This window comes from Nocardioides sp. NPDC004968, from assembly GCF_040608935.1.
Classification (GTDB): domain Bacteria; phylum Actinomycetota; class Actinomycetes; order Propionibacteriales; family Nocardioidaceae; genus Nocardioides.
The window spans coordinates 282,466-308,460 of sequence record NZ_JBEXJF010000002.1; the positions used below are offsets into that span (position 1 = coordinate 282,466).

At 68.8% G+C, this 25,995-nt stretch carries 27 protein-coding genes and 1 tRNA gene; 21 read left to right on the forward strand and 7 right to left on the reverse strand.

The annotated features are described in order from the left end of the window. The first annotated feature begins 12 nt into the window (after positions 1-12). The 7 genes from ABZU72_RS03895 (at position 13) to ABZU72_RS03925 (ending at position 6,007) form a co-directional block, all read left to right on the forward strand. Complete coding sequence (locus ABZU72_RS03895) at positions 13-729, forward strand: hypothetical protein (RefSeq protein ID WP_355017594.1); 717 nt, start codon at positions 13-15, stop codon at positions 727-729. A 109-nt stretch (positions 730-838) separates the two neighbouring features. Continuing rightward, positions 839-2,278 carry an MDR family MFS transporter gene (locus ABZU72_RS03900; protein WP_355017595.1) on the forward strand — a complete coding sequence of 480 codons (1,440 nt, stop codon included), beginning with the start codon at positions 839-841 and terminating at the stop codon, positions 2,276-2,278. A gap of 48 nt (positions 2,279-2,326) precedes the next feature. After that, positions 2,327-3,472: an acyl-CoA dehydrogenase family protein gene (locus tag ABZU72_RS03905; RefSeq protein ID WP_160029369.1), complete on the forward strand. Its 1,146-nt coding sequence runs from the start codon at positions 2,327-2,329 to the stop codon at positions 3,470-3,472. A 142-nt stretch (positions 3,473-3,614) separates the two neighbouring features. After that, the gene (locus ABZU72_RS03910; protein WP_355017596.1) at positions 3,615-4,082 is read left to right on the forward strand and encodes a hypothetical protein; all 468 of its coding nucleotides are present in this window, start codon (positions 3,615-3,617) and stop codon (positions 4,080-4,082) included. Next, positions 4,066-4,800, forward strand: a complete 735-nt coding sequence (locus tag ABZU72_RS03915) for a VIT family protein (RefSeq protein WP_355017597.1) — start codon at positions 4,066-4,068, stop codon at positions 4,798-4,800. The genes ABZU72_RS03910 and ABZU72_RS03915 overlap by 17 nt, the downstream gene beginning before the upstream one ends. A gap of 33 nt (positions 4,801-4,833) precedes the next feature. Continuing rightward, the gene (thpR, locus tag ABZU72_RS03920) at positions 4,834-5,394 is read left to right on the forward strand and encodes an RNA 2',3'-cyclic phosphodiesterase (RefSeq protein ID WP_355017598.1); all 561 of its coding nucleotides are present in this window, start codon (positions 4,834-4,836) and stop codon (positions 5,392-5,394) included. 85 nt (positions 5,395-5,479) lie between these two features. Next, positions 5,480-6,007, forward strand: a complete 528-nt coding sequence (locus tag ABZU72_RS03925) for a DoxX family protein (RefSeq protein ID WP_355017599.1) — start codon at positions 5,480-5,482, stop codon at positions 6,005-6,007. 96 nt (positions 6,008-6,103) lie between these two features. On the opposite strand, the gene upp is transcribed toward ABZU72_RS03925, so the two are convergent. Further along, positions 6,104-6,745 carry a uracil phosphoribosyltransferase gene (gene upp / locus ABZU72_RS03930; RefSeq protein WP_355017600.1) on the reverse strand — a complete coding sequence of 214 codons (642 nt, stop codon included), beginning with the start codon at positions 6,743-6,745 and terminating at the stop codon, positions 6,104-6,106. A gap of 81 nt (positions 6,746-6,826) precedes the next feature. Here upp and ABZU72_RS03935 point away from each other — a divergent pair, with 81 nt between their 5' ends. The 3 genes from ABZU72_RS03935 (at position 6,827) to ABZU72_RS03945 (ending at position 7,931) form a co-directional block, all read left to right on the forward strand. Continuing rightward, on the forward strand, positions 6,827-7,339 hold the full coding sequence (locus ABZU72_RS03935; RefSeq protein WP_160026513.1) for a tRNA adenosine deaminase-associated protein: 513 nt from the start codon (positions 6,827-6,829) through the stop codon (positions 7,337-7,339). 26 nt (positions 7,340-7,365) lie between these two features. After that, entirely contained in the window at positions 7,366-7,833 is a 468-nt protein-coding gene (locus ABZU72_RS03940; RefSeq protein WP_355017601.1) for a nucleoside deaminase, read from the forward strand. Between the two features lie 10 nt (positions 7,834-7,843). Beyond that, a tRNA-Ser gene (locus ABZU72_RS03945) sits at positions 7,844-7,931 on the forward strand. A 46-nt stretch (positions 7,932-7,977) separates the two neighbouring features. Here the strand turns inward: ABZU72_RS03945 and ABZU72_RS03950 are convergent. The 4 genes from ABZU72_RS03950 to ABZU72_RS03965 all read right to left on the reverse strand — a co-directional run bounded on the left by ABZU72_RS03950 (position 7,978) and on the right by ABZU72_RS03965 (position 10,488). Then, positions 7,978-8,835 (reverse strand): fructosamine kinase family protein, encoded by an 858-nt coding sequence (locus ABZU72_RS03950; protein ID WP_355017602.1) that lies wholly within the window; start codon positions 8,833-8,835, stop codon positions 7,978-7,980. Then, a complete protein-coding gene (locus tag ABZU72_RS03955) occupies positions 8,832-9,293 on the reverse strand; it encodes a low molecular weight protein-tyrosine-phosphatase (RefSeq protein WP_355017603.1) in 462 nt (153 codons plus the stop codon). The genes ABZU72_RS03950 and ABZU72_RS03955 overlap by 4 nt, the downstream gene beginning before the upstream one ends. A gap of 54 nt (positions 9,294-9,347) precedes the next feature. Further along, positions 9,348-9,740 carry a phage holin family protein gene (locus ABZU72_RS03960; protein ID WP_355017604.1) on the reverse strand — a complete coding sequence of 131 codons (393 nt, stop codon included), beginning with the start codon at positions 9,738-9,740 and terminating at the stop codon, positions 9,348-9,350. Positions 9,741-9,816: 76 nt separating this feature from the next. Further along, positions 9,817-10,488, reverse strand: a complete 672-nt coding sequence (locus tag ABZU72_RS03965; RefSeq protein WP_355017605.1) for a GntR family transcriptional regulator — start codon at positions 10,486-10,488, stop codon at positions 9,817-9,819. 133 nt (positions 10,489-10,621) lie between these two features. Here ABZU72_RS03965 and ABZU72_RS03970 point away from each other — a divergent pair, with 133 nt between their 5' ends. Both ABZU72_RS03970 and ABZU72_RS03975 read left to right on the forward strand, forming a co-directional pair. Then, entirely contained in the window at positions 10,622-11,512 is an 891-nt protein-coding gene (locus tag ABZU72_RS03970) for an arginine deiminase family protein (protein ID WP_355017606.1), read from the forward strand. Positions 11,513-11,523: 11 nt separating this feature from the next. Further along, complete coding sequence (locus tag ABZU72_RS03975) at positions 11,524-12,618, forward strand: histidinol-phosphate transaminase (RefSeq protein WP_355017607.1); 1,095 nt, start codon at positions 11,524-11,526, stop codon at positions 12,616-12,618. An 88-nt stretch (positions 12,619-12,706) separates the two neighbouring features. On the opposite strand, the gene ABZU72_RS03980 is transcribed toward ABZU72_RS03975, so the two are convergent. After that, on the reverse strand, positions 12,707-13,228 hold the full coding sequence (locus ABZU72_RS03980) for a hypothetical protein (RefSeq protein WP_355017608.1): 522 nt from the start codon (positions 13,226-13,228) through the stop codon (positions 12,707-12,709). Between the two features lie 602 nt (positions 13,229-13,830). On the opposite strand from ABZU72_RS03980, the gene ABZU72_RS03985 reads away from it, so the two are divergent. From ABZU72_RS03985 to ABZU72_RS04025, 9 genes are all read left to right on the forward strand, one after another. Continuing rightward, complete coding sequence (locus ABZU72_RS03985; RefSeq protein ID WP_355017609.1) at positions 13,831-17,085, forward strand: transglutaminase family protein; 3,255 nt, start codon at positions 13,831-13,833, stop codon at positions 17,083-17,085. After that, positions 17,082-19,550 (forward strand): circularly permuted type 2 ATP-grasp protein, encoded by a 2,469-nt coding sequence (locus ABZU72_RS03990; protein WP_355017610.1) that lies wholly within the window; start codon positions 17,082-17,084, stop codon positions 19,548-19,550. Before ABZU72_RS03985 ends, ABZU72_RS03990 begins: the two co-directional genes overlap by 4 nt. 120 nt (positions 19,551-19,670) lie before the next feature. Then, entirely contained in the window at positions 19,671-20,168 is a 498-nt protein-coding gene (locus ABZU72_RS03995) for a hypothetical protein (protein ID WP_355017611.1), read from the forward strand. Continuing rightward, positions 20,165-21,076, forward strand: a complete 912-nt coding sequence (locus ABZU72_RS04000) for a transglutaminase family protein (RefSeq protein ID WP_355017612.1) — start codon at positions 20,165-20,167, stop codon at positions 21,074-21,076. Before ABZU72_RS03995 ends, ABZU72_RS04000 begins: the two co-directional genes overlap by 4 nt. A 16-nt stretch (positions 21,077-21,092) precedes the next feature. Beyond that, positions 21,093-21,563 carry a hypothetical protein gene (locus ABZU72_RS04005; protein WP_355017613.1) on the forward strand — a complete coding sequence of 157 codons (471 nt, stop codon included), beginning with the start codon at positions 21,093-21,095 and terminating at the stop codon, positions 21,561-21,563. Between the two features lie 19 nt (positions 21,564-21,582). Continuing rightward, positions 21,583-22,584, forward strand: a complete 1,002-nt coding sequence (locus tag ABZU72_RS04010) for a putative zinc-binding metallopeptidase (protein WP_355017614.1) — start codon at positions 21,583-21,585, stop codon at positions 22,582-22,584. A 55-nt stretch (positions 22,585-22,639) separates the two neighbouring features. Then, complete coding sequence (locus tag ABZU72_RS04015) at positions 22,640-23,251, forward strand: CDP-alcohol phosphatidyltransferase family protein (protein ID WP_355017615.1); 612 nt, start codon at positions 22,640-22,642, stop codon at positions 23,249-23,251. Further along, entirely contained in the window at positions 23,248-23,709 is a 462-nt protein-coding gene (locus ABZU72_RS04020) for a hypothetical protein (RefSeq protein ID WP_355017616.1), read from the forward strand. Before ABZU72_RS04015 ends, ABZU72_RS04020 begins: the two co-directional genes overlap by 4 nt. Before the next feature lie 38 nt (positions 23,710-23,747). Then, a complete protein-coding gene (locus tag ABZU72_RS04025; protein ID WP_355017617.1) occupies positions 23,748-24,722 on the forward strand; it encodes a glutathione S-transferase C-terminal domain-containing protein in 975 nt (324 codons plus the stop codon). Between the two features lie 24 nt (positions 24,723-24,746). On the opposite strand, the gene ABZU72_RS04030 is transcribed toward ABZU72_RS04025, so the two are convergent. Then, complete coding sequence (locus ABZU72_RS04030) at positions 24,747-25,784, reverse strand: DUF2855 family protein (protein ID WP_355017618.1); 1,038 nt, start codon at positions 25,782-25,784, stop codon at positions 24,747-24,749. Positions 25,785-25,995: the final 211 nt, after the last annotated feature.

The window sequence follows — 25,995 nt, forward strand, 5'->3', positions numbered from 1 at the left end:
ACGATAGGCCGCGTGCTTCGCCATGCCGTGCTCACGACCGCCCTCATCGTCGCGCTGACCAGCGCTCTCGCCGGCTGTGGTGACGAGGAGGGATCGCTGTCCCAGGCGCGTGAGTACGCGAAGGAGCCCGGCAACCAGATCGCCGAGGACGCCCGCACCGCGATGCACGACATCAAGACCGTGCATGTCGAGGGTGACGTACTCGACTCGGAGACCACCAAGATCACCGTCGACCTCGACGTCTCCGCCGATGACGCCTGCGTCGGCAAGGTCAGCATCGGCGACGGCCAGATCTCGCTGCGCTCCATCGACGGCTCGGCCTGGTACCAGGGTGACGAGGAGTTCTGGAAGTCGATCGCGCCGGCCAAGGGCGAGGGCGAGCGCATCGCCAAGAGGGTCGGAAAGAAGTGGGTGAAGCTCGAGGGCGAGCTGGCCAGCCTGCGTGCCTTCTGCAGCATCGACAGCCTCACCGCCCAGATGGTCCCGCCCGAGGCCGAGGCCCAGGCGATCGGCCCGGCGATGGCCGCCGACGGCCCCGCCGTCCGTCTCGACGTCACTCACGGCGAGACCGAGAGCCGGACGTACGTCCTGGCCTCCGAGCCCCACCGGATCGTGAAGTGGACCCAGGGCAGCTCCGGCGAGCTCACCTTCTCCGACTTCGACAAGGAGTTCCAGGTCGAGGAGCCCGCCGCCGACGAGGTCTTCGACCTCGCCGAGCTGGAGAAGTGAGAACAACTCCGCAGCTATTCTCACTTTTCAGGAAAAGTGAGAATAACGCGTACGCATCGCGGTCCGCGCGCGAGGAATGAATGGGCAGTCGTGAGGCTTGCTAACCAATGTGTCCACTTCGATCAGGCCCACCCGCAGCTCGGTAGGACTTCGTAGCGAACGCGGGCCGATCCTGCTCGCGGTGATGGTCTCGCTGAGCCTGGTCGCGATCGACATGACGATCCTGGCGACGGCGGTGCCGAGCGTGGTGAAGGACCTCGGCGGTTTCGAGCAGTTCCCGTGGCTCTTCTCGATCTACGTGCTCGCCACCGCGGTGACCACGCCGCTCTACGCCAAGGTCGCCGACCGGCTCGGGCGCAAGCCGGTGATGGTCGCCGGGATCGTGGCGTTCCTGGTCGGGTCGCTGCTGTGCGGTCTGGCTTGGTCGCTGACCGCGCTGATCGTCTTCCGGGCGATCCAGGGGATCGGCGCCGGGGCGATCCAGCCGATGGCGATGACGATCGTCTCCGACATCTACACGCTGGAGGAGCGCGCGGTCGCGACGTCGTACGTCGCCTCGGTCTGGGCCACCGCCGCCATCGTCGGGCCGACGCTCGGCGGCCTCTTCGCCGACTACCTCGACTGGCGGCTGATCTTCCTGATCAACCTGCCGGTCGGGGCGGTCGCGCTGTGGCTGCTGCGGCACTTCCGTGAGGACCGCCGGCCGGCCGACGATCAGGCCATCGACTGGACTGGTGCGGGACTGCTGACGGTCGGCGGGATCGCGCTGCTGCTCGGCCTGCTCGAGGGCGGGCATGCCTGGGCGTGGGCCTCCTGGCCGTCCTTCCTGATCTTCGCGGTCGGCATCGCGGCCCTGGTCGCCTTCGGGTTCGTCGAGCGTCGTGCAGCCGACCCGGTGCTGCCTCCGTGGGTCCTCAGCCACCGCGTCCTCGCGCCGGCCAACGCGGCCAGCCTGATCGTCGGCGTGGTGATGCTCGGGCTGACGACGTACGTGCCGCTCTATGCCCAGAGCGTGCTGGGTCACTCGGCGCTGGTGGCCGGGTTCGCGCTCGCCGGGATGAGCATCGGCTGGCCGATCGCCGCCGCCACGGCCGGCCGGATCTACCTCTCGAAGGGTTTCCGGACCGCGGTCGCGCTCGGCTCTCTGCTGGTCATCGCCGGCGGGCTGGTGCTGATCACCGTCGGCGAGAACTCGTCGATCTGGCACCTGGCGATCCCGTGCTTCGTGCTCGGCCTCGGCTTCGGCTGGTCGGTCAACCCGGGCGTCGTCGCGGCCGGGTCGGCGGTCGACTGGGAGGTGCGCGGGGTGGCGACCGGGTCCAACATGTTCGCCCGCTCGGTCGGCTCGGCGCTGGGCGTCGCGCTCTTCGGTGCGGTCGCGAACGGGTTGGTCAGGCGTGAGTACGCCGGGGGAGAGGTGCCCCCGCTCGAAGCCCTGCCTGCCGATGTCCTCGCGCCGGCGCTGCACGTCGTCTTCGTCGTCGGCCTGATCGTCTCGGTTCCGCTGGTGGTCGTGGCCTGGCGTACGCCGGTCCGGATCACCAGGTGAACAGTGGTTACCACCGAGTAACCACTGCGTCGTAGACTCCGATGCATGCTGAAGCGCGACCACTATGAGGAAGACCACGAGGACTTCCGAGCCTCCGTCCAGCAGTGGCTGGAGCGTTCGGTCAAGCCCCACACCGACAAGCACATCGCCGACAAGGCGCTGCCCCGCGAGTTCTGGCTCGAAGCCGGTGAGAACGGCTTCCTCGGTCTCGCTATCCCGGAGGAGTACGGCGGCGCCGGCGCCGACGACTTCCGCTTCAACGCGGTCCTCGCCGAGGAGCTCGCCAAGATCGGCGCGGCCTACCCGACCTGCGTCGGCATCCACTCCGACATCACCGCTCCCTACCTGGTCCGCCTCGGCACCGAGGAGCAGAAGCAGCGCTGGCTCCCGGGCGTGGCCTCCGGTGAGATCCTGCTCGCCATCGGCATGACCGAGCCGTCCGGCGGCTCCGACCTGGCCGCGCTGAAGACCACCGCGGTCCGCGACGGCGACGAGTGGGTCATCAACGGCTCCAAGACCTTCATCACCAACGGCTACTCCTGCGACCTGGTCATCACCGCGGTCCGCACCGACCCGGAGAAGGGCGCCAAGGGCATCACCCTCTTCGCGATCGAGGCGACCAAGGAGGGCTTCTCGCGTGGTCGCAAGCTCGACAAGGTCGGCATGGAGGAGTCCGACACCGCAGAGCTCTTCTTCGAGAACGTACGCGTCACCGACGCCGAGATCATCGGCGAGCTCAACCGCGGCTTCATCCACATGATGGAGGAGCTCCCGCAGGAGCGCGTCTCGTGCGCCGTCGCCAACGTGGCGCAGGCCAAGCAGATCCTGCTCGAGACCGTGCAGTACGCCAAGGACCGCAAGGCCTTCGGCCAGTCCATCGGCGCCTTCCAGCACAACAAGTTCCTGCTCGCCGAGCTGGTCACCCAGATCGAGGTCGCCGAGGCGTACGTCGACAAGTGCGTCGCCGCGCACGCCCGCGGTGAGCTCACCCCGGTCGAGGCGTCCAAGGCCAAGTGGTGGTCCTCGCAGGCGCAGTCCGAGGTCCTCGACCACTGCGTCCAGATCCACGGCGGCTACGGGTTCATGAACGAGTATCGCGTCGCTCGCGCCTGGCGCGACGCCCGCGTCACCAAGATCTGGGCCGGTTCCAACGAGATCATGAAGGAGCTCATCGGCCGCGACCTCGGCTTCTGAGTCTCACTTCGTACGTTCCCTTCGTACGTCTCTGACGGGCGTCCACCTCCGGGTGGGCGCCCGTCGGCGTATGAAGTGTGTAAAAGTGCCTCGCATGAGTCTCGGACGCAACGAACCTCGAACCGCTGACGTACCCATGGGTATGACCCCCACCAAGATCAGCACCGACATGAACAAGCGCAAGATCCGCCCCGCGGCGTACCTGCTGCCCGTTCTGGCGCTGACGCTGGCACCGACGTTGGCCGGATGTGGCTCCGAGGCGACCGACCCAGGCGCTAACGTGTCTGATGTGCCCACATCGTCCAGCCCGACGCCCGCCGAGGACCCGAAGGTCGCAGCCGCGATCGCCGACCTGGCCAAGCGTCAGGGGGTGAAGAGCGAAGAGATCACCGTCGTGTCCAACGACAAGGTGACCTGGCGCGACGGCAGCCTCGGCTGCCCCGAGCCCGGGAAGATGTACACGATGGTCCTGACCGACGGCGTACGCGTGGTGCTCGAGGTCGCGGGGAAGACCTACGAGTATCACGGCGGCGAGAGCGGCCCGGTCAGCTTCTGCGAGAACCCACAGGAGCCCGTCCCCGGCGAGGCGAGCAGTGACGCTCCCCAGTGAGGGTGCCCACGCGGGCCACGGGGACGCCGAGGAGCGGGCCGACGGGCTGAAGAACCGGCTCAACTGGCTGCGTGCGGGCGTCCTCGGAGCCAACGACGGCATCGTCTCCACCGCCGGTGTCGTGATGGGTGTCGCCGGCGCGACCACCGACGACACCTCGATCCTCATCGCGGGCGTCGCCGCTCTGGTGGCGGGCGCGATCAGCATGGCGGCGGGGGAGTACGTCTCCGTCTCGACCCAGCGCGACACCGAGGAGTCGCTGATCGCCAAGGAGCGCCGCGAGCTGCGGGAGATGCCCGAGGAGGAGCTGCGCGAGCTGGAGGGGTTCCTGCGCGAGCGGGGGCTGGAGCCCGAGACCGCCGCCGAGGTCGCGGAGCAGCTCACCGATCGCGACGCGCTGCGCGCCCACGCCGTCCTCGAGCTCGGTATCGACGTCGACGATCTCACCTCGCCGTGGTCCGCGGCCTGGGCGTCGATGCTGTCGTTCACACTCGGGGCGCTGCTGCCCCTGCTGTCGATCATGCTCCTCCCGGACAGCGCCCGCATCTGGGGGACCGTCCTCACGGTCACCGCCGCGCTCGCCGTCACCGGCTGGACCAGCGCGCGCCTCGGCTACGCACCACCTGTCCGGGCGGCCCTGCGCAACGTCGCCGGCGGCCTGCTGGCGATGCTGGTGACCTACGTCGTCGGCGACCTCCTCGGCACACAACTCAGGTGACCCGGCCCCTGTCGCCGGGCACAATGGGCATCGATGAATCGAATGTTCGTGGCGGTGATCCCGCCGGAGTCGGTGATCGAGGATCTCGACGAGTTCTTGTCCGTACGCCGCGACGCGGCCGCCTTTCGCTGGTCGGCGCCTGACCAGCTCCATCTGACGCTCGCCTTCGCCGAGCACGTCCCCGACCGGTCCCTCGATGACGCGATCGAGCGGCTGGAGACGGCTGCGGGGCGGCGTACTCCCTTCGAGCTGACCGTCACCGGAGGCGGCGCCTTCCCCAACGTGACCGAGGGCAAGGTCCTCTACGCGGGCGTCGAGACCGACGCCGCCGAGGAGCTCGACCGGGTCGCCGCCGGGACCCGGAACGCCCTGGTCAAGGCCGGGGTCGAGGTCGACGGTGGCCGGTTCCGGCCGCACTTGACGGTCGCCCGGACCGGCATGCCGACCGAGCTCAGCAACTGGGTGCGGCTGCTCGATGCGTACCGTGGCCCGACCTGGACCGTCTCCTCCTTCGCGCTGGTGCACTCACGGCTCGGCGAGGGGCCGAGGAAGCGTCCGGCCTACGAGGTCATAGCAGCCTTCCCGTTCGGGTGAGAGGAAGCCCCGGGCGGTACCGGTCGGGACCGCACATCGCTACCGTGTGCGCCCTGTTTCTGACCTGACCAGAGGAGAACCGGACATGAGTCGTCGAGTGGGGCGCAACGCCTACACCGGACTTTTCAACGATGTCGTGCTGCTTGCCGCCCGTGTGGTGGTCGGCGGCATCTTCGTCGCGCACGGCTGGCAGAAGTACGACCAGGGCTTCGCCGGCACCGAGCAGTTCCTGGGCGGCCTGGGGGTCCCGGAGCCCGCGATCGCCGCTCAGGTGGCGACGTACGTCGAGCTCGTCGGCGGTGCGCTGCTGGCGCTGGGCCTGTTCGCCCCGATAGCCGGGGTGCTGCTCGCGGCGCAGATGGCCGGAGCCATCTGGTACGCCCACCGCACCACCGAGGTCTTCGTCGACCAGGGCGGCTGGGAGCTCCCCGCCGCGCTCGGCGTCGCCGCCCTCGTGCTCGGTCTGGTGGCCCCCGGCCGCATCACCCTCGACCAGCTCGTCACCTGGCCCTTCAGGGCGCGGGCCGCCAGGCGTAAGGCCGAGAACGCAGAGACGGCCGAGGCCGCGGAGGTTCCGCCCCCGGTCGAGGAGAAGGTGACCATCAAGGCCTGAGCGGCCGTCGCCCGTGTAACACGTTGTTCGTAGGACTACTCGCCCTATGGGAACGACCGGATAGTCCTACGAACGACGTGTTACAGGGCCGCGAGATCAGCCTGCGACGCCGTAGAGCCGGTCGCCGGCGTCACCGAGGCCGGGGACGATGTAGCCCTTCTCGTTGAGCTTCTCGTCCATCGCTGCGGTGACGACGCGGACGGGGGCATCGATGCCCTCGAGACCCTTCTCCAGGGCGGCGACACCCTCCGGGGCGGCGAGAAGTACGACGGCGGTGATGTCGTCGGCGCCGCGCGAGACCAGGAAGTCGATCGCTGCGGCAAGGGTGCCGCCGGTGGCGAGCATCGGGTCGACCACGTAGCACTGGCGACCGGAGAGGTCGGCGGGGAGACGCTCGGCGTACGTCGTCGCCTCGAGCGTCTCCTCGTTGCGGACCATGCCGAGGAAGCCGACCTCCGCGGTGGGCAGCAGCCGGATCATCCCGTCGAGCATCCCGAGACCGGCCCGGAGGATGGGGACGATCAGCGGCTGCGGGTCGGTGAGGCGTACGCCCTGGGTCGGCGCGACCGGGGTGACGATGTCGACCGGGGCGACCCTCACTCCACGGGTCGCCTCGTAGGCGAGCAGCGTGACGAGCTCGTCGGCGAGACGACGGAAGGTCGATGAGTCGGTCTCTTTGTTGCGCAGGGTGGTGAGCTTGTGGGCGACGAGCGGGTGGTCCACAACGAGGGTCTCCATGGGCTGAACCCTACGATCGCTTCGTCCTAAGGTCATCAATTCCCCCTAGACCCACGGCGGTTTCGGTGTCACTCTGGTCGTGTGTCTGATCAGCTGGAGCAGATCGAGGGTGTTGACTTCGCCGTCGCGATGTATCGCGAGGACGGCGCCTGGGTTGTGCGCGAACTCGCTCACGACCTCCTGACCGATGTCGAGACTCTGACGCACGCGCTCCACCGCTTCCCAGGCGATGGCGGTGCGATCGCGATGGCGGCGATCGACGAGGACTTCTTCGTGATCGTCCGGGTCCACGGGGCAGCGACCAAGGTGCTGCTCTCCGATGTGACCGCCGCCGACGAGTGGGAGCTGGCGGCGTCGGCTCTCGACGTGCTCGGCCTTCCGCTGCCCGAGGAGGTCGAGGACGAGGAGGAGCCCGACCCCGCAGGTGACCTCGGCATCCTCGCCGACTTCGGAATGAGCGCGGTCGAGATGGGCATGCTGCTCGACGACATGTTCGAGGACGACCTCTACCCCGACGAGACGCTCTCCGAGATCGCCCGGGCGATCGGCTGCGGCGAGGCCTTCGACGACGCCGTCGGCCTCATGCCAGCGTGACCCCAGCCAGTCGATGGGAGGCCCCGATGCGGGCCGCTCTCGATGAGGGTCGTGCTGCGCTGGCGACAGGTGACGTGCCGATCGGCGCGGTCGTCGTCGACCCGTCCGGCGTGGTGATCGGGAAGGGCCGCAACGTACGCGAGGCCGAGGCCGACCCCACCGGACATGCCGAGGTGGTCGCGCTGCGCGAGGCGGCCAAGGCACGTGGCGAGTGGCGCCTGGAGGGCTGCACGCTCGTGGTGACGCTGGAGCCGTGCACGATGTGCGCCGGCGCCGCGGTCCTCGCCAGGGTCGAGCGGATCGTCTTCGGCGCCTTCGACGACAAGGCCGGTGCGGTCGGCTCGCTGTGGGACGTCGTACGCGACCGCCGGCTCAACCACCGGCCCGAGGTCGTCGCCGGGCTGATGGCCGAGGAGCAGCGCGCGCTGCTGGAGGGCTTCTTCGGATCCCAGCGAAGCGGCCCCGATTTCGGCGAAGACCCCCCGAGGTTGTAACTTATTCGGCGGTGACGTGTCCGAGCGGCCGATGGTGCAACACTCGAAATGTTGTGTAGGGAGACCTACCGTGGGTTCAAATCCCACCGTCACCGCCATCCGAAAACCCCTGGGTATCCAGGGGTTTTCTGGTTTCCCAGGGAATCAGAGGTAGCGAGCGGCCACCGTGGCGGCTCGGGCGCCGTAGCCGCCGCCGAACATGGCCGCGTGGACGAGCAGCGGGAAGAGCTGATGGAGACCCTGGCGGTCCTCCCAGCCCTCGGCGAGGGGCGCCGCGTCCTCGTAGGCGGACATCATCCGCTCCAGGTGGGGCAGGCCGAAGAGCGCGAGCATGGCGAGGTCGACCTCACGGTGACCGGCGTACGCCGCGGGGTCGATGAGCCAGGCCTCGCTGCTCCGGTCCCAGAGCACGTTGCCGTTCCAGAGATCGCCGTGGAGCAGAGCCGGCGGCTCCTCCGGGATCAGCGAGGGCAGCTTCCCGACGACCTGCTCTACGCGCTCGGCGCCGGCAGCGTCGATGGCGCCGCGGTCACGCACCGCCCTGAGATAGGGGAGCAGGCGGCGTACGGCATAGAACTCGGCCCAGGTGTCCGCGGGCTTGTTGGGCATCGGCAGCCGGCCGATGAACCCGTCCCTGTCGGCACCGAAACCGGAGACCGGGGTGCTGTGCAGGCGCGCGAGCGCGCGGCCGAGCTCCTCGGCGGTCTCGGCGTTGGGCCGGCCGGGCTCGATCCAGCGCAGGACCAGGCAGTCGGGCTCGGCGGCGAGGACCTCGGGGACCTTCACGGCCCCCGACTCCTCCAGCCAGCGGAGCCCGCGGGCCTCGGCGGCGACGAAGTCGTCACGTGGCGGGGAGAGAGCCTTCATCAGCACCAGCGAGCCGTCACTGAGGCGGATCTTGGTGGCGGTCGAGATGTCACCGCCCGCGACCGGAGATGTGCTCACCACCGCCGCCCCGAGCAGCTGCTCGACACGACGGGCGACCGCGGGCTGACGGGTCACGAACCGGGCCTCGCCGAGGCGACGGATGCAACGATCGCACCACTCGTACGCTCCACCATCGCCAGCACCTCCCGGAATCCCTCGGCACCACCGTAATAGGGATCGGGCACGTCGCCGGGGCCTTCGGGATCGAAATCACGGAACATCCGCAGTCCACTGTCCGGTGCCTGACCAGCCAGATCGGCCAGATTGTCGGCATCCATCGCGAGCACGAGGTCGTACGTCTCGGGGTCGCCGACCGGCCACTGCCGGGCCCGATGCCGCTCGGGGTCATAGCCCGCCTCGAGCAGCGTCGCAGCCGCCCTGCGGTCCATCTTCTCGCCCGCGTGCCAGCCGCCGGTGCCGGCCGAGACGAGCTCGACGTCGTCGAGCTTTGCGGCGTCGAGACGATCCCGCAGCACCACCTCCGCCATCGGAGAACGGCAGATGTTGCCCAGGCAGACGACCGCGATCTTCATGGCCCGAGTTTTACATTTCCGCCAAGAACGCGTGGCGGATGTGGAATCTGGGTCTCACTCGTCGCTCTCAGGCCAGACGCGGTCGAGGCCCCAGCCGACGATCGAGATGATGATGCCGCCGAGGACCGCCGCCCAGAACCCGTCGACGTGGAAGCCCACCCCGGTCGGGCCGAGGAGCCACGCGGTCAGCCCGAGCATCGCCGCGTTGATCACCAGCAGGAGCAGGCCCAGGGTGAGCAGGATGAACGGGAAGGCGAAGAACGTCACCACCGGCTTGATGAAGGACGACACGAGGCCCAGCACGAGGGCGACGATCAGCAGCGGGAGCAGCTTCTGCTTGACCTCGTCCATGCCGCTGGTCGGGCCGTCGAAGTAGATCCCGCCGACGAGCCAGGTTGCCACGGCCAGAGCGACGGCGTTGGAGATGAGCCAGGTCACGATGCGCATGTCCGTGAGTGTGGCAGGCTCCGCGTGACGTACATAAGGGGCGCGCGCGAGGTGTGGCGACTGTGTTACCCCGGGGTCACCGCTCCAGGCCGAGCGCCTTGCAGATGGCGTGGGCGGCGTCGGAGAGGTGCTTCTCCAGGAACTGCTCGGCGTCGTCGATGCGGTCGGCGTCGAGGAGGCGGACGAGGGCGGCGTGGTCCTCGGCCTGGTCGTGGGCATTGCGGCGGATGCGGTCGACCTGGGCGAGCGAGAGCTTGAGCTCGAGGACCAGATGCTCCTGCATCGCCACCAGCCGCGGTGACCCGGTGAGGGCCACCAGCGAGAGATGGAAGGCGAGGTGGCGCTCGTTGAGCTCGCGGTAGGTCGAGCGCTCCGAGTGAACCGCCGAGATGTACGCATCGAGCGACTCGTGCACGGCCCGGCGCGTCTCGGCGGAGGCGCTCCGCCAGTTGCGCACCCCGGCCCCTTCGAGCACCCAGCGGGCGGCGCAGACGTCACGTACCGAGGCGGCCTCGGGGGTGGCGACGGCGACGCCCTTGTTGGGGGCGCGGGTGGCCAGGCCCTCGGCGACCAGGATGGTCAGCGCCTCGCGGACCGTGGATCGGCCGACGCCCAGCGACTCGGCGAGACCGTGTTCGCGCAGCGGGGTGCCCGACTCCAGCTCGCCCTCGAACACCGCCCGGCGGAGCTCGTCGGCGACGCGGTCGACCGTCGATGCGGGTTCGTCCAGGGTGAGCGACTCGAACATGGGACCCATTGTCCTATCTGCGCTGTCTTCCGGTGCTGGCCGTTCATGCCCTAACCTATCCTCACGTGATTGTCTGACAATCAGGCAATCAGGCAATCGGACGATCTGACGATCAGACCTGAGAGGGGTACGAGTGAGCACATCGCTGAGCTGGGGCCGTCACTACCTGATGACCGAGCCGACGCACTACCGCATCGACTACGCCATCAACCCGTTCATGGACACCGAGATCCAGCCGGATCCGGTCCGTGCTCGCGCGCAGTGGGACACCCTGAGGGCCACCATCGAGGAGCTCGGCGGGCGCGTCGACGTCATCGCGCCGCGCGAGGACAGCCCCGACATGGTCTACGCGATGAACCTCGGCTTCGCGGCCTCCCTCGCGGACGGCCGACGCCACGTGCTCCTCTCCCACATGCGCTTCCCCGAGCGCCGCAACGAGACGAACTCCGCGGTCGAGTGGTTCGCCGCGAACGGCTGGGGGACGGCGTACGTCGGCAAGGACGGGGTCGGGCCGACCTTCGAGGCGGGTGACGTCTTCCCGTACGCCGGCCACCTGGTCGCCGGCACCGGGCCGCGTACCGACGAGATGGCGCTGAAGACGCTGGCGACCGAGATGAACGTGCGCGTCCTGGGCGTACGGACGACCCACTCGGGGATGTACCACCTCGACCTGGCCTTCTGCCCGCTCGACGAGCGCCGCGCGATCATCTGCCCGGACGCGCTCGCTCCCGAGTCGGCGCAGGCCCTCCTCGACCTCGTCCCGGAGCCGCTGGTCATCACCGAGGAGGAGGCGCTCACCACCTTCGCCGCCAACTCGATCGTGATCGGCCGCACCATCGTGATGCCGTCCTGCCCGGACCGCATCCGCACCGTCCTCGAGGGCTGGGGCTTCACCATCCGGATCGTCGAGATGAGCGAGCTCCACCTCGGTGGCGGATCCGTCCGCTGCGTCACCAACCCGCTCGACATCGTGGTCGGTCGCGACGTTCCCGTGGTTTACGGGGGCGAGGTCATCCCGACCTAGGATCTCACGATATGAGCACCCCACAGCCCCGTCCCAGTGTCGCCGCTATGCCTGCGTACGTCGCGGGCAAGCCGCCGGTCGAGCGGCCCGGTCTGGTGACCTACAAGCTCTCGTCCAACGAGAACCCCTACCCGCCGCTGGACGGTGTGGTGGAGGTGGCCGCCGAGGCGGCGGGGCGGGTCAACCGCTACCCCGACGCGGGCAACACCGAGCTGTACGAGGCGCTCGCGACGGCCTACAAGGTGCCGGCCGAGGAGCTCGCTCTCTCGACCGGCGCCGTGGCGCTCATCTTCCAGCTGGTCTCGGCCTACTGCGGTCCCGAGGACGAGGTCGTCTTCGCCTGGCGCAGCTTCGAGGCCTACCCGATCGCGGTGCTCGCGGCCGGCGCGACCGCGGTGAAGGTGCCGCTGTGTTCGATTGACGGGCCAGACGCCGGCCATCACGACCTCGACGCGATGGCGGCGGCCATCACGGAGCGTACGAAGGTCGTGTTCGTCTGCACCCCCAACAACCCCACCGGCACCTCGGTCACCCAGACCGAGCTCGACGCCTTCCTCGCGAAGGTGCCCGAGCACGTGCTGGTCGTGGTCGACGAGGCCTACGCCGAGTTCGTACGCATGGACGACGCCATCGACGGTGTGGCGACCTATCGCGCGCGGGCCAACGTGGTCGTGCTGCGTACGTTCTCCAAGGCCTACGGGCTGGCCGGCTTCCGGGTCGGCTACGCCTTCGCGCCTGCCCTGATCGCCGCCACCCTGCGGGCGATGGCGCTGCCGTTCGGCGTCAACGTGGTCGCCCAGGCCGCCGGCGTCGCCTCGCTCGAGCGGCAGACCGAGCTGCTGGCGCGCGTCGACGACGTGGTGGCCGAGCGGACCCGGGTGGTCGAGGGCGTCCGCGCGGCAGGCTGGGACATCCCCGACGCGCAGGGCAACTTCGTCTGGTTTGCCTTCGGCTCTCCCGAGCGCTGCGCCGCGTTCGCCGCGGCTGCCGACGAGGTCGGCCTGATGATCCGTCCCTACCCGCCCGAGGGCGTACGCGTCTCGATCGGCGAGGCAGAGGCCAACACCCGTCTCATCGAGCTCGCGGGTTCGTTCCCGAGGAGCTGAGACTCGGCCGTACCCGGCGAAATAGCAGAGGTCCAACAGCATCGATGCTGCTGGACCTCTGCTGATTGGGTGATGGTGGTGTGTGCTTCTACGGAACCGGGAGCTTCCCGAGGATCGAGCTGAGCAGGTCCGTCAGGACCGGGCCGACGACCGGGAGGCTGTTGACGATGCCCAGCAAGCTGTCGGTGACGCCAGGGAGCTCGGGAACTCCGGGAACTCCGGGGACGCCGGGAACGGGGACATCCGGGATCGGAACATCCGGGACCGGAACGTCCGGGACCGGGACCTCCGGAACAGGAACGTCTGCGGCAGGAACGTCCGCGGCAGGGCTGTCCGGAACGGGAACGTCCGGAACGGGAACGTCCGGAGTCTCCGGGATACCCGGGCCGTCCGGTACGTCCGGGATCGGTGTGTCCGGTACGTCCGGTGTGTCGGGTACGTCAGGTGTCTCCGGAACGTCCGGGGTGCCGGGTACGTCCGGGGTCTCCGGGGTGTCGGGGACGTCCGGAGTCTCCGGGACGTCCGGAGTGCCGGGGACGTCCGGGGTCTCCGGGACGTCGGGAACGTCCGGAGTCTCCGGGACGTCCGGGGTGTCCGGGGTGTCGGGCACGTCCGGAATCGGAGTGCCCGGAGTGCCGGGGACTGGAGGGTCAGGGATCGGTGGTGGAACGGGGCTGGCCATGACTGGTGCGGCGACCGTGGCCAGTGCGAGTCCAGCGACGACAGCGGCGATTCGAGTCCGAGAATTCACGAAATCTCCTTAGCTTGCTGTTGGGTCCTGCCCGATGAATCCTGAAGCGATTTGAACCATAATGTCAAGAACGCCCCTGAATTGATTATTTCCTATACCAAAGCCGGTTTGAATGACGTAAACTCATCGGATCGCATTCCAACTGGCGTTGAAATCCAAGTCTTGTTGCAAGCGAAGAGTTTCGGTGTTCAGGCCCGATCCTCGGCGATAAGCGGTCGCGAAATTGCTTGCCGTGCCTGATAGGCCGGCCCCTTTCCGGTGTACCTCCCGGGGTAATAGGGCTGTTCGAACTGGCGAATGGGTAATTTCCTGGGGCGGACACCCGGCATTTAGTCCAGGTGAAATGCGTTTACCAATCGGCGAATTCGGATCTCACTGATTCGCCTTCGTGGTAGGCCGCATTTGGAGCCCGGCGGCGGTTCGTTACCCCGGTGCAACCTCGATCGGTCAGTCTTGACCCCATGTCGATCAAGGTTGCGCTCGAACATCGGACCACCTACGAGTTCGCGCAGCCGGTGGGGGTCGGCCCGCACGTCGTACGCCTGCGCCCGGCGCCACACACCCGGACCCCGATCGAGGCCTACTCGCTGTCGGTGACGCCGTCGGCGCACTTCATCAACTGGCAGCAGGATCCCTTCGGCAACTGGCTCGCCCGGCTGGTCTTCCCGGAGAAGGCCGACAAGCTCGAGGTCACCGTGGGGCTGGTCGCCGACATGGTGGTGATCAACCCGTTCGACTTCTTCGTGGAGGAGTACGCCGAGACCTTCCCGTTCGACTACGAGCCGCAGCTGAAGGCCGATCTGGCACCCTACCTCCGCGACGTGGAGTCGGCGACGGCCGCCGATGCCTGGCGGCAGCAGCTGCCGGCCCTGCCCGAGGACGGCCTCCGCACCGTCGACTTCCTGGCGAGCGTCAATCAGGCGGTCAACTCGGACGTCGCCTACTCGGTGCGGATGGAGCCAGGCGTACAGACTCCCGACGAGACGCTGCGGCTGGGCATCGGCTCGTGCCGCGACTCGGCGTGGCTGCTGGTGTCCCTGCTGCGTCAGTACGGCCTCGCGGCGCGGTTCGTCTCCGGCTATCTGGTGCAGCTGGCCGCCGACCAGGAGTCGCTCGACGGCCCCTCCGGGCCGACCGAGGACTTCACCGACCTGCACGCGTGGTGTGAGGTCTTCGTCCCGGGAGCCGGCTGGATCGGGCTCGACCCGACCTCGGCGCTGTTCGCCGGCGAGGGGCACATCCCGCTCTCGGCGACGCCGCACCCGTCCTCCGCGGCTCCGATCGAGGGCGCCACCGATCCGGTCGAGGTCACCTTCTCCTTCGCCAACGAGGTCACCCGGATCCACGAGGACCCGCGGGTGACGCTGCCCTACACCGGCCAGGAGTGGGACCGTATCGACGCCCTGGGTGAGGCGGTCGACCAGCGTCTCCAGGCAGCCGGCGTCGAGCTGACCATGGGCGGCGAGCCGACCTTCGTGTCGTTGGACGACCAGACTTCGGCGCAGTGGAGCACGGACGCAGACGGCCCGCACAAGCGTGAGCTCGCCACTGATCTGGCCGAACGTCTGCGCAAGGTCTACGGCAAGGGCGGGATCGTCCACCGCGGCCAGGGCAAGTGGTACCCCGGCGAGCCCCTCCCACGCTGGAACATCGACCTGCAGTGGCGTACGGACGGCCAGCCGCTGTGGAGCGACCAGACCCTCTTCGCCGACCCCTGGGCCACAACCGAGGCTGATCCGGCCGAGCCCGGCGCCGCGGAGGCCGTCGCCACCAACATCCGCAGCATCCTCGGGCTCCCCGCGGAGCAGGTGTTCGCTGCGTACGAGGACCCGCTGGCGAAGATCGCCCAGGAGGTACGCCGCCCCGACGGCCCCGAGCCGGACGACGCCGCGAACCGGGGCGATCTGAACGTCACCGAGCTCGACAAGGAGGTCACCGAGCCGGTCGGCTGGGTGATCCCGATCAACACCAACGACGGGGAGTGGACGAGCCCGCAGTGGCGGTTCCGGCGCGGGCGGCTGGTGCTGGCGCCGGGCACCTCGGCGCTCGGGCTGCGGCTGCCGCTGGACTCGATCTCCTGGCACGACCCGGAGTTCCCGGGCGAGCCGTCGTACCTGACCGCGGGCGAGCCGCTGGACCCCGAGATCCCGCAGGTCACCGTGACCGACCCCGACGAGGCGCCGACCACCGCGCTCGCGATCGAGGAGCGCGACGGGCTGGTCCACGTGTTCCTGCCGCCGACCGACCGGCTGGAGGACTACGTCGCCCTGCTCAGAGTGATCGAGCAGGCCGTCACCGAAGCCGGCGTACAGGTCGTGCTCGAGGGCTACGGCCCGCCGCCGGACGCCCGCCTGGCGCGGCTGACGGTCACCCCGGACCCCGGCGTGATCGAGGTCAACGTGCAGCCGACCGCCAACTGGGCAGAGCAGCGGGAGCTGATCACGACGCTCTACGAGCAGGCGCGGCAGGCCCGCCTGTCCACCGAGAAGTTCGATCTCGACGGGCTCCACACCGGCACCGGCGGAGGAAACCACCTCACCCTCGGCGGACGGAGCCCCGAGCGCAGCCCCCTGCTCCGGCGCCCCGACCTGCTGGCCAGCCTGATCCGTTACTGGCAGCGCCACCCGTCCCTCTCCTACCTCTTCTCCGGCCGCTTCATCGGCCCGACCAGTCAGGCGCCGAGGTTCGACGAGGGCCGCCCGGAGGCGGTCTACGAGATGGAGATCGCCCTCCAGGAGGTCGCCCGGATCACCCGTGAACACCCCGAACCCCGCCCGTGGATGATCGACCGCGCGCTGCGCCACCTGCTCACCGACCTGACCGGCAACACCCACCGCGCCGAGTTCTGCATCGACAAGCTCTACTCTCCGGACTCCTCCCGAGGACGCCTCGGCCTGCTCGAGCTCCGCGGCTTCGAGATGCCGCCGCACCCGCAGATGGCCCTTCTCCAGTCGCTCCTGGTCAGGAGCCTGGTCGCGTGGTTCTGGGAGGAGCCGTACGAGGCGCCCCTGGTCCGCCACGGAAGCGCCCTCCACGAGGACTTCCTGCTCCCGCAGGGCTGCCTGCGCGACATCGAGGAGGTCGTGGCCGACCTGCGCCGCCACGGGATCCCGTTCGAGTCGCAGTGGCTGGCTGCGTACGCCGAGTTCCGTTTTCCGCGGATCGGGCTCGCGCGGGTTGGTGACATCGAGCTGGAGCTGCGGCAGGCGATCGAGCCGTGGAACGTCCTCGGCGAGGAGGCGACCGGGTCGGGGACGGCGCGCTACGTCGACTCGTCGGTCGAGCGGGTCCAGATCTCGGCGAGAGGGATCGACCTCGACCGGCAGCTGGTGACGTGTCAGGGTGTTCCGGTGCCGCTGACCCCCACCTCTACCGCTGATGTGTTCTATGCCGGCATCCGGTTCAAGGCCTGGAGCCCGTGGTCGAGCCTCCACCCGAGCATCGACGCGCAGGCGCCGCTGCACTTCGACGTCGTCGACATCGCCTCCGAGACCAGTCTCGGCGGCGCGACCTACCACGTCGTGCACCCGGGCGGCCGCAGCTACGACCACCCGCCGGTGAACGCCAACGAGGCCGAGGCGCGCCGTGCGAGCAGGTTCGAGGCGCGCGGCCACACCTCCGGCCGGCTGGACGTCGCGGAGATGCGCGAGCGCGCGGCCCGCGGCACCACTCCCGACAACCCGCACACTCTGGATCTCCGACGGGTGGTGCGGTGACCGTCCTTCGCGAGTACGCCGACGCCCTCGGCATCCTCGACGCGACCGACCAGCCCTACGACGAGGTCGTCGGGCCCGACGGCACCCTGCGCCCCGCGTGGAAGCCGATGGCCGAGACGGCCGTGTCGATCACGCCGGCGACGCTGAGCCGGATCGGCCACGACGTGGAGCGGTTCCTCGCCGACGACGGGGTCACCTACCTGCGTCCCGGTGCCAAGCCCGAACCCTGGCGACTCGACCCGGTGCCGCTCGTCATCGATCCGGCGCAGTGGCGCATCCTCGAGGTCGGCCTGGCCCAGCGTGCCGAGCTGCTCAACGCGATCCTCGTCGACCTCTACGGCCCGCAGCGTCTCCTCCAGGACGGGATCGTCCCGGCACCGGTGATCTTCGGCCACCACGGCTTCCATCGCGTCGCCGCCCGCGCCAGCAACCACGACCCGCGCCCGCTCGTCCTGGCCGCCACCGACCTCGGTCGGACCCCCGACGGTGAGTGGCGGGTGCTCGCAGACCGCACCCAGGCGCCGAGCGGGATCGGCTACGCGATGGAGAACCGCCGGGTGATCAGCCGGGTGCTCCCCGAGCTGCACCGCGACGCCGGGTTGCACCGGATGGAGCCCTACTTCGCGGCTCTCCGCAGCGCGCTGCTGGAGTCGGCGCCCGGCGACCAGGCCGACCCCCGGGTCGTCGTCCTGTCCCCGGGAACCCACTCCGAGACCGCCTATGACCAGGCCTTTCTCGCCTCGACGCTCGGTTTCCCGCTGGTCCAGGGCGCCGACCTGACCGTACGCAACGGCGAGGTCCTCATGCGTGGCCACGGCGACCGGCTGGAGCGGGTCGACGTCATCCTGCGTCGTGTCGACGCGACCTGGTCCGACCCCCTCGAGCTCCGCGGCGACAGCCAGCTCGGCGTGGCCGGGCTGATCGAGGCCGTACGCCGCGGCAACGTGCGCGTGGTCAACGGGTTCGGGGCCGGCGTACTCGAGAACCCGGGGCTCGTTCCCTACCTCCCCGCAGCCTGCGAGGCCCTGCTCGGCGAGCCGTTGCGGCTGGCGTCGCTCGGCACCTGGTGGTGTGGCGACCCGGCCCAGCGCGAGGAGGTCGAGCGGCGCCTGGCCACGGACGACCTGGTCGTGCGGACGCTGGAAGGGACGATCGTCAACGGGACGCCCGAGGAGCTGGGCGCCAGGATCGCGGCCGATCCCTATCGCCATGTCGGGCAGGAGAGGATCACGCTCTCCCAGGCCCCGACCTGGGCCGAGGGGCGCGGCGCTGTGGGCCGGCCGCTGACGCTGCGTACGTTCTCGCTCCGCTACGGCTCGGCCTACCGCCCGCTGGTCGGTGGCCTGGCCTCGATCCGGGCCGACGAGACCGGGCTGCCGCCGTGCAGCAAGGACGTCTGGGTGCTCAAGGAGTCGCCGCAGGACGCCGACCAGGGCCTGGCCGACGTGCTCCCGATGACCCATTCGCGCTCGGTCACGGTGCTCGTCCCGCGCGCGCTCGAGGACATGTACTGGTCGGGCCGCTACGCGGAGCGGGCCGAGGACCTCATCCGGCTCATCCTGGCCACGCACGTGCTGGCCGAAGACTTCAGAACCAGGCCGCGTACGTCCGGAGGCATCAGCCTCGAGGTGATGCTGAGCGCGCTCGACCGGCTGGGCGGGCACGGCCACGCCGACGCCGATATCGACGCCGAGTTCCGCTCCATGCTGCTGGACGCCGACCGGCCGGGGTCGGCCGCGCAGTCGCTGGCCGGGATGCGACAGGTCTTCAGCGGCGTACGCGACCAGCTCAGCCCCGACATGTGGCGGATCTTCTCCTCGACCGACCGGGCTGCCGACGAGCTCCGGGTCAACCCGCACTCGCTGCAGATCGCCGAGTCGGGTGCCGAGATGCTGCACGGCATCCTGGCGATGCAGGGGATCGTGGCGAGCATGATCCGTGACGAGGGCTACCACTCGATCCGGCTCGGACGGTTCCTGGAGCGGTCGATGCAGGTCTGTCAGCTGCTCCGCACGACGACCACGGTGCGGAGGGGGCTCGAGGTCGACCGGGCCGTGCTCAACGCGGTCCTCGCCTCCGCCGAGTCCGCGGTCACCCACCGCCGCCGCTACCGGGGCTACGTACGCACCGGGGGAGTGCTCGACCTGCTGATCATGGACCGAGACAACCCCCGCTCGCTCGCCTTCTGCCTGCGCGAGCTGCGGCTGCACCTCACCAAGCTCCCCGGCTCGACCGGCTCGTCCCGCCCCGAGCGGCTCCTCGACGACATCACCGACATGCTCGACCGCACCGAGGTCGCCGGCCTCGTGGCCATCGGCGGCGTCGGCCGCCCCAACCTGGAGTCCTTCCTCGATCAGGTCCAGGCCCAGCTCGTCCGCCTCGCCGAAGCCATCAGCGACGTCCACTTCGCCACCGGCCCCGCCCCTCAGCCCCTCAACGCACTCCCGGCGCAATCGCATACTTGAGCATCCAAGACGTCGTAGGTTGGCGGCATGGGGAGTACGTCTGATCAGCAGCATCAGGAGCCGTTCCCCCGCCCGACACACGGTCGCCGTGTGGTCTGGGCGGGGAAGCGGCGACCCGCCGTGGAAGGTGCTCCGATCGCGCTTCCGGGCGTTGTCACAGAGGACTTGCCCGACGGCTGGACGTTCGTGTCGTGGCTCGACAAGGACGGCTGGTACAGCCCTGATGCGGTCTATGAGGTGAAGAACCTACGAGTGGTCTCCGAAGCTGAGTTCGACGACGCGGTCCGTGCTGTCCGCGGCAGGCCAGACTGGCAGGGGATCGTCCATGATGTTGTGGACGGTCCGGAGCCGTCGCCGTACGTCGTCGGTGCCTCGGTCATGTGGATCGGGCCGGTTCTTGGGGACAACGGCTGGGACCCTTGTATCGACGCCTGGAGACTGGCGGTGTTCGGCAATGCGTCGGGGCCGCCGACTCGTGGCCATCGGGGTCGAATCGTCGAGATCTCGCAGAGCGGGGCGCTTCGCGTGCGGTGGATCGACAGCGATGGCGAATTCGAGGGACGAGTCTTCATCGACCCCGGCGACGTGGCGGTGGTCGGGATAGCATCCGGCGGGTGAGATACCGGGTCAGCCACACGACGACCTATTCCTACGACGAGGACGTGACGAACTCGTTCGGGATCGCGAACATCACGCCACGGGAACTGCCTCACCAGCATGTCGGGAAGGCGGAGGTGCGGATCACTCCGGCACCCGCGGACCAGTCGAGCGATGTTGACTTCTACGGCAACACGGTGACGTACTTCCAGGTCCTCGAGCCGCATCGGCGGCTCGAGATCGCAGCGGTCTCTGAGGTCGACGTCAGCACTCCAGTCTATGACGAGACGAGCTTCGCCCAGCCGTGGGAGCGGGCGCGGCCGCTGGTCGACACGAGCCTTCCGGGCGCCTGGCGGGCGACCGACCTGGCGGTGGCCTCGCCGCTCGTGGAGCACACCCGGGAGGCGTACGACTTCGGTGCCGTCTCGCTGATGCAGGGGCGCGGGCTCGTGGAGGCGGCGGAGGATCTGATGCATCGGATCCATGCCGGGTTCGACTACGACGACACGGCCACGACCGTCACCTCGACGATCCCGGAGATCTTCGAGGCCGAGGGTGGGGTCTGCCAGGATTTCGCTCACCTGATGTTGGCCTGTTTCCGAGCGCACGGGCTCGCGGCCCGCTATGTTTCCGGCTACCTCGCCACCACCCCTCCGCCGGGGAAGCCGCGGCTCGTCGGAGCCGATGCCTCCCATGCCTGGGTGGAGGTGTGGGTGCCCCACTACGGGGCAGACCTCAGCGGCGCGGGGACGGGCCAGTGGCTCGCCCTCGACCCGACGAACGACACCAGGGCCGACGATCGCTACGTGAGCGTCGCCTGGGGACGTGACTATGCCGATGTGCCTCCTGTGAAGGGGGTCATCTACACCGAAGCCACCACCTCGACCTTGACCGTCTCTGTCGATGTGGCCCCCGACCAGCAGGAGTGAAGTTACGGTGTTGCTCGTGGGACAGCCTCCGCAGCGGGCGAGCATCGTGACCCGCGGCAGCCGCTGGCGTCGCGGAGTACGCATCTCCGGAGTGCTGGTGCTCGCCGCGGCTCTCACCGCGCTCACGCTCTGGCTGCTGGCGCGCGGCTCGACCCCGGCCGAGGTCACCCGCGAGTTCATGGAGACCACCTCGGTCAGCACCCTCTACGAGCTGGCCTCCGACGAGGGCGACGAGCTCCTAGACGGTGGCGGCGCCCGCGCGATGATCGACGCCGCTGAGGGGAAGCGGACCTACGCCGACCCCAATCCGCGCGCGGTGAGACGGACCATGGTCTTCGGCGAGCCAGAGATGGAGGGCAACGCCGCCCAGGTCACCATCAGGGTCTCCTACACCGGCGAGGACGGACCTGTCCCGGACGAGTCGATGGTCGTGGTCCTCGTCCAGGAGGACGGCGAGTGGCGCGTCGAGAGCTGGGGGACGGCCTGAGACGGCCGATGATGAAGCCATGGAAGCGTTCAGCTGTCGGGAGTGCGGCAACCGTCTCTACTTCGAGAACTCGGCGTGCGTCTCGTGCGGCTCCCGGCTCGCCTACTCCCGCGAGGAGCGCGCGATCGTTCCGGTCTCGCCCGAGGGCAGGTACGTCGACAGCGACGGCTACATCTGGTGGGTCTGCGCCAACACGCTCGAGACGGGATGCACCTGGCTGGCCCGCATCGAAGGCGGCATCTGCTTCGCCTGCGAGCTGACCAGGACCCGGCCCAACGACGCCGCACCCGAGTTCGTCCAGCAGCAGTACTCCCTCGCCGAACAGGCGAAACGTCACCTCGTGGTCGAGCTCGACAACCTCGGTCTGGAGATCCGCACCAAGGCCGAGGACCCTGCCGAGGGGCTCACCTTCGACCTGCTGGCCAGCGATGGTGTCGCGTCCACCCCCGACGTGGTCATCGGTCACGACGGCGGCGTGATCACGATCGACCTGGCCGAGTCCGACGACGCCTACCGTGAGCACGTCCGAGCGACGCTCGACGAGCCCTACCGCACCCTGCTCGGCCACTTCCGGCACGAGGTCGGCCACTACTACGAGTGGCAGCTGGTCCGTGGGCCCGAGCTGATGGAGCGCTGCGCCGAGGTCTTCGGCGACGAGTCGGTCTCCTATGAGGAGTCGCTCCAGCGCCACTACTCCGAAGGACCGCCCGCGGGCTGGACCGAGAACTACATCTCCACCTACGCGACCATGCATCCCTTCGAGGACTTCGCCGAGACCTGGGCCCACTACCTGCACATCCGCGACACGCTCGGGTCCGCGGCGGCGTACGGGCTCACCGACCCGGTGCCCGCCGAGATGCCGTTCCGGCAGGTCGTCACCGATATCTGGGTGCCCCTCTCGGCCGCGCTGAACGTCATCAACCGGTCCATGGGCCACGACGACCTGTACCCCTTCGTCATCCCGCCCGCGGTCCTGAACAAGCTCGACTTCGTGGCCTCGTTGGTGCGCGATCCGCGCTGAGCCGCGGGGCGATATTCCATCGGGCTACGCTCATCGGCACTCTATGCTCCGGACCATGACCGACACCGCCGTCATCATCGAGGCCAAGGAGCGCGCCCGCCCCGAGTCGGAACGGCTGTGGACGTCGGCGACGGTGATCACGTTCGTACGCACCATCGCGTCGGTGGTGCTGGCGGCGAGCGCCGCGTACCAGGGGAGCCTGAAGCTCCTGGTCATCGCGCTGATCGTCTACTGGGTCGGGGACAGCCTCGACGGGGCGGTCGCCCGATGGCGCGATGAGGAGACGCGGATCGGCGGGGTGCTCGACATCTTCTCCGACCGTCTCTGCGCGGCGGCGTTCTACGTCGGGCTGGCGTTCCTGCAGCCGGACCTGTCGCCGGCGATCTTCGTCTACCTGGCGGAGTTCATGGTGATCGACTGCTTCCTCTCGATCTCCTACCTGGCCTGGCCGATCAAGAGCCCGAACTACTTCTACGTCATCGACCGGACGTTGTGGCGGTGGAACTGGTCCCACCCGGGCAAGGCGCTCAACTCGGGGCTCTTCGCGATCCTGCTGCTGGTCACCGGCTGGATGTGGGTGGGTCTGGTGATCGCCACGGCCCTGCTGGTCATGAAGTGCGTCTCGCTGGGACGGCTCCTCAGGATCGGCTTGCCCGTGCCTCGATGAGACTTCTGATCGGCACCCTGCTCTTCTGTCTCGGCTCTGCGCTCATCCCGGTGATGAACGCCGAGGCGTACCTTTCCGTCGTCGCCGAGAACTCTGACTGGTGGCCACCGTTGCTGGGGTTCGTCGCCGGGCTCGGCCAGACCGGCGGCAAGGTGGTCTGGTACTACGCCGGTCGTGGCTCCACCAAGATCCCCTGGATCAAGAAGAAGCTCGAGTCGCCCAAGTGGCAGGGCTCCTATGACCGCTGGTACGCCCGGACCTCAGGCCGCCCGGTTCTGGCCACGGCACTCCTGGCCGCGTCGGGCTTCTCCGGCTTTCCGCCGCTCGCGGTGATGGCGGTGCTCTTCGGCGCCCTGCGGTTCAACCTGCCGATCTTCACGCTCACGGTGCTCGTCTCCCGTTCGCTGCGGTTCTGGTTGATCCTGGAGGCGGCGGGTCTCGCCTGGACGTACCTCTGATTCGCTTCAGGATTCAACCACAACGTTAGAGTGAGTCCATGCAGGAGCAGGCGACCTACGTACAGCCCGGCAACGAGTTCAACCGGGACATGAACTACATCCCGGACCGGATCACGCGAGACGCGCGGACGCCCGAGTTCGGGCCGAGCGACGTGCCGTTGTGGCCGGTCGAGCCGGGCCGCTACCGGCTGGTCGCGGCCGCCGCGTGCCCGTGGGCCAACCGGGCGATCATCGTGCGCAACCTGCTCGGGCTGCAGGACGTCATCTCCCTCGGCCTCGCCGGGCCGACGCACGACGCCCGGTCGTGGACCTTCGACCTCGACCCCGGCGGAGTCGACCCGGTGCTCGGCATCGAGCGGCTGCAGGAGGCCTACTTCAAGCGCTACCCCGACTACCCGCGCGGCATCACGGTGCCGGCGATCGTCGAGGAGGCCTCCGGCAAGGTCGTCACCAACGACTTCCCGTGGATCACCCACGACTTCTTCCACGAGTGGACCGACTTCTTCGCCGCCGACGCGCCCGACCTGTGGCCGCGCGCGCTGCGCGAGGAGATGGACGAGGTCAACCAGCGGGTCTTCACCGAGGTCAACAACGGGGTCTACCGGTGTGGCTTCGCCGGCTCGCAGGAGGCGTACGACGCGGCGTACTCACGTCTCTTCGCTGCCCTCGACTGGCTCGAGGAGCGGCTCTCCGGGCAGCGCTACCTGGTTGGCGACCAGCTCACCGAGTCCGACATCAGGCTGTTCACGACGCTGGCCCGCTTCGACGCGGTCTACCACGGCCACTTCAAGTGCAACCGACAGAAGCTGGTCGAGTTCCCAGCGCTGTGGGCTTACGCGCGCGACCTCTACCAGACCCCCGGGATCGGCGAGACGCTCGACTTCGACCAGATCAAGCAGCACTACTACGTCGTCCACACCGACCTGAACCCCACGCAGATCGTCCCCGCCGGCCCCGACCTCTCCGGCTGGGGCGAGCCGCACGGGCGCGAGTCGCTCGGCTCAGACCACTAGGCGCACTCCTCGGTGCGTGGGCGATCAGCTCGCGTTGGGGATGAAGATGTGGCCGACGGCGGGGTCCGTCGATCCGTCGTGAAATCCGGCGATGACTGTCGGGGCGTCATCGAGGCCGGTGTGCTCGAGCAGCTTGATCGATGGCTGCTCCGTACCTCCCACGCGCTCGAGGAAGTCACGTTCGTCGCGTCGATAGCGCTGCATGAACGCGCGCGACTGGCCTTCGGCCTTGTAGGCGTCGAGCTGGAGCGCTGCGAAGAAGAAGACCGGAGCCGGTCCCACGAGGCTGTCGTCGTCCTCGGGGAAACCGTCGGCTTGGGTCGACCCGATGAGGCAGTCGAAGGCGAGCCGGTCACCGAAGTGCTCGTGCACCCGGCGGCGCAGGGCACCGTCGCCTGACAGGTCGACGTAGACGGTCCGTCTGGTGCTGTCGATGGCTGTCAGGTCGGCGTACTCATGTGCCGCGGTGTAGTGGCCGAGACCCTTCACGAAGTCGATGTTGCGGGCCGAGGTGAGCGCGATCTTCTCGGCCGGTGAGTCGGCGAGGCAGTAGGCGGCGCCGTACGCCGTCTTGCTCGAGGCGCTCGAGATCACGAACTGCTCGGCGTCGAAGAAGTCGCGATCACGGAGGTAGTCGGCGGCGGTGTAGGAGGTGATGAACAGGGCGCGGAAGATGGCGGTGAGGCTGTCCAGGCGGGGATCGGATTCCCGGGGTTCGAACTCGTAGAGGTTGTAGACCTGGGGCGTCCCGGTGCGGTGTTCGGCACCGTCGACGAAGCTGCGGGAGGTGACCGATGTCGGTCGCATCGTCAGATGGGTCGCGATGGGGAAGTAGCCGAAGATCCGCGTCCCCACGGGGATGTCGGAGGCCCTCGACTCGACGATCTCCGCGTGCCCCCACGCCGGCATGCAGCCGTACCCGGACTGTTCGGCCGGGAACAGATTCCAATAGCCCAGGGCGTCGCCGTAGACCGCGTAGGTCATGTTGTTCGTCGTCAGGGCGAAGCGTTCGATCCGCGCCAGCACCTCACCCTCGTCGAGCTGCGGTGTCGGGAGATCCACCAGGTCAGCCACTCCAAGGTCGCTCTTGAGCGTTTCCACTCGGGCAAATCGAGTCATCGGTTCCTCATCTCCTGGGCCGGGGCGTCAGCGCGTCTCGTAGAACTTACTAAGCGCTTGCTTAGTTGTCTATGTTCATGTCACTCGGGCCCTTCTCTCCCCGGGGGCGGGTACCGTTTGGCTATGCCGATGTGCCACGGATCACAAGCCCGTG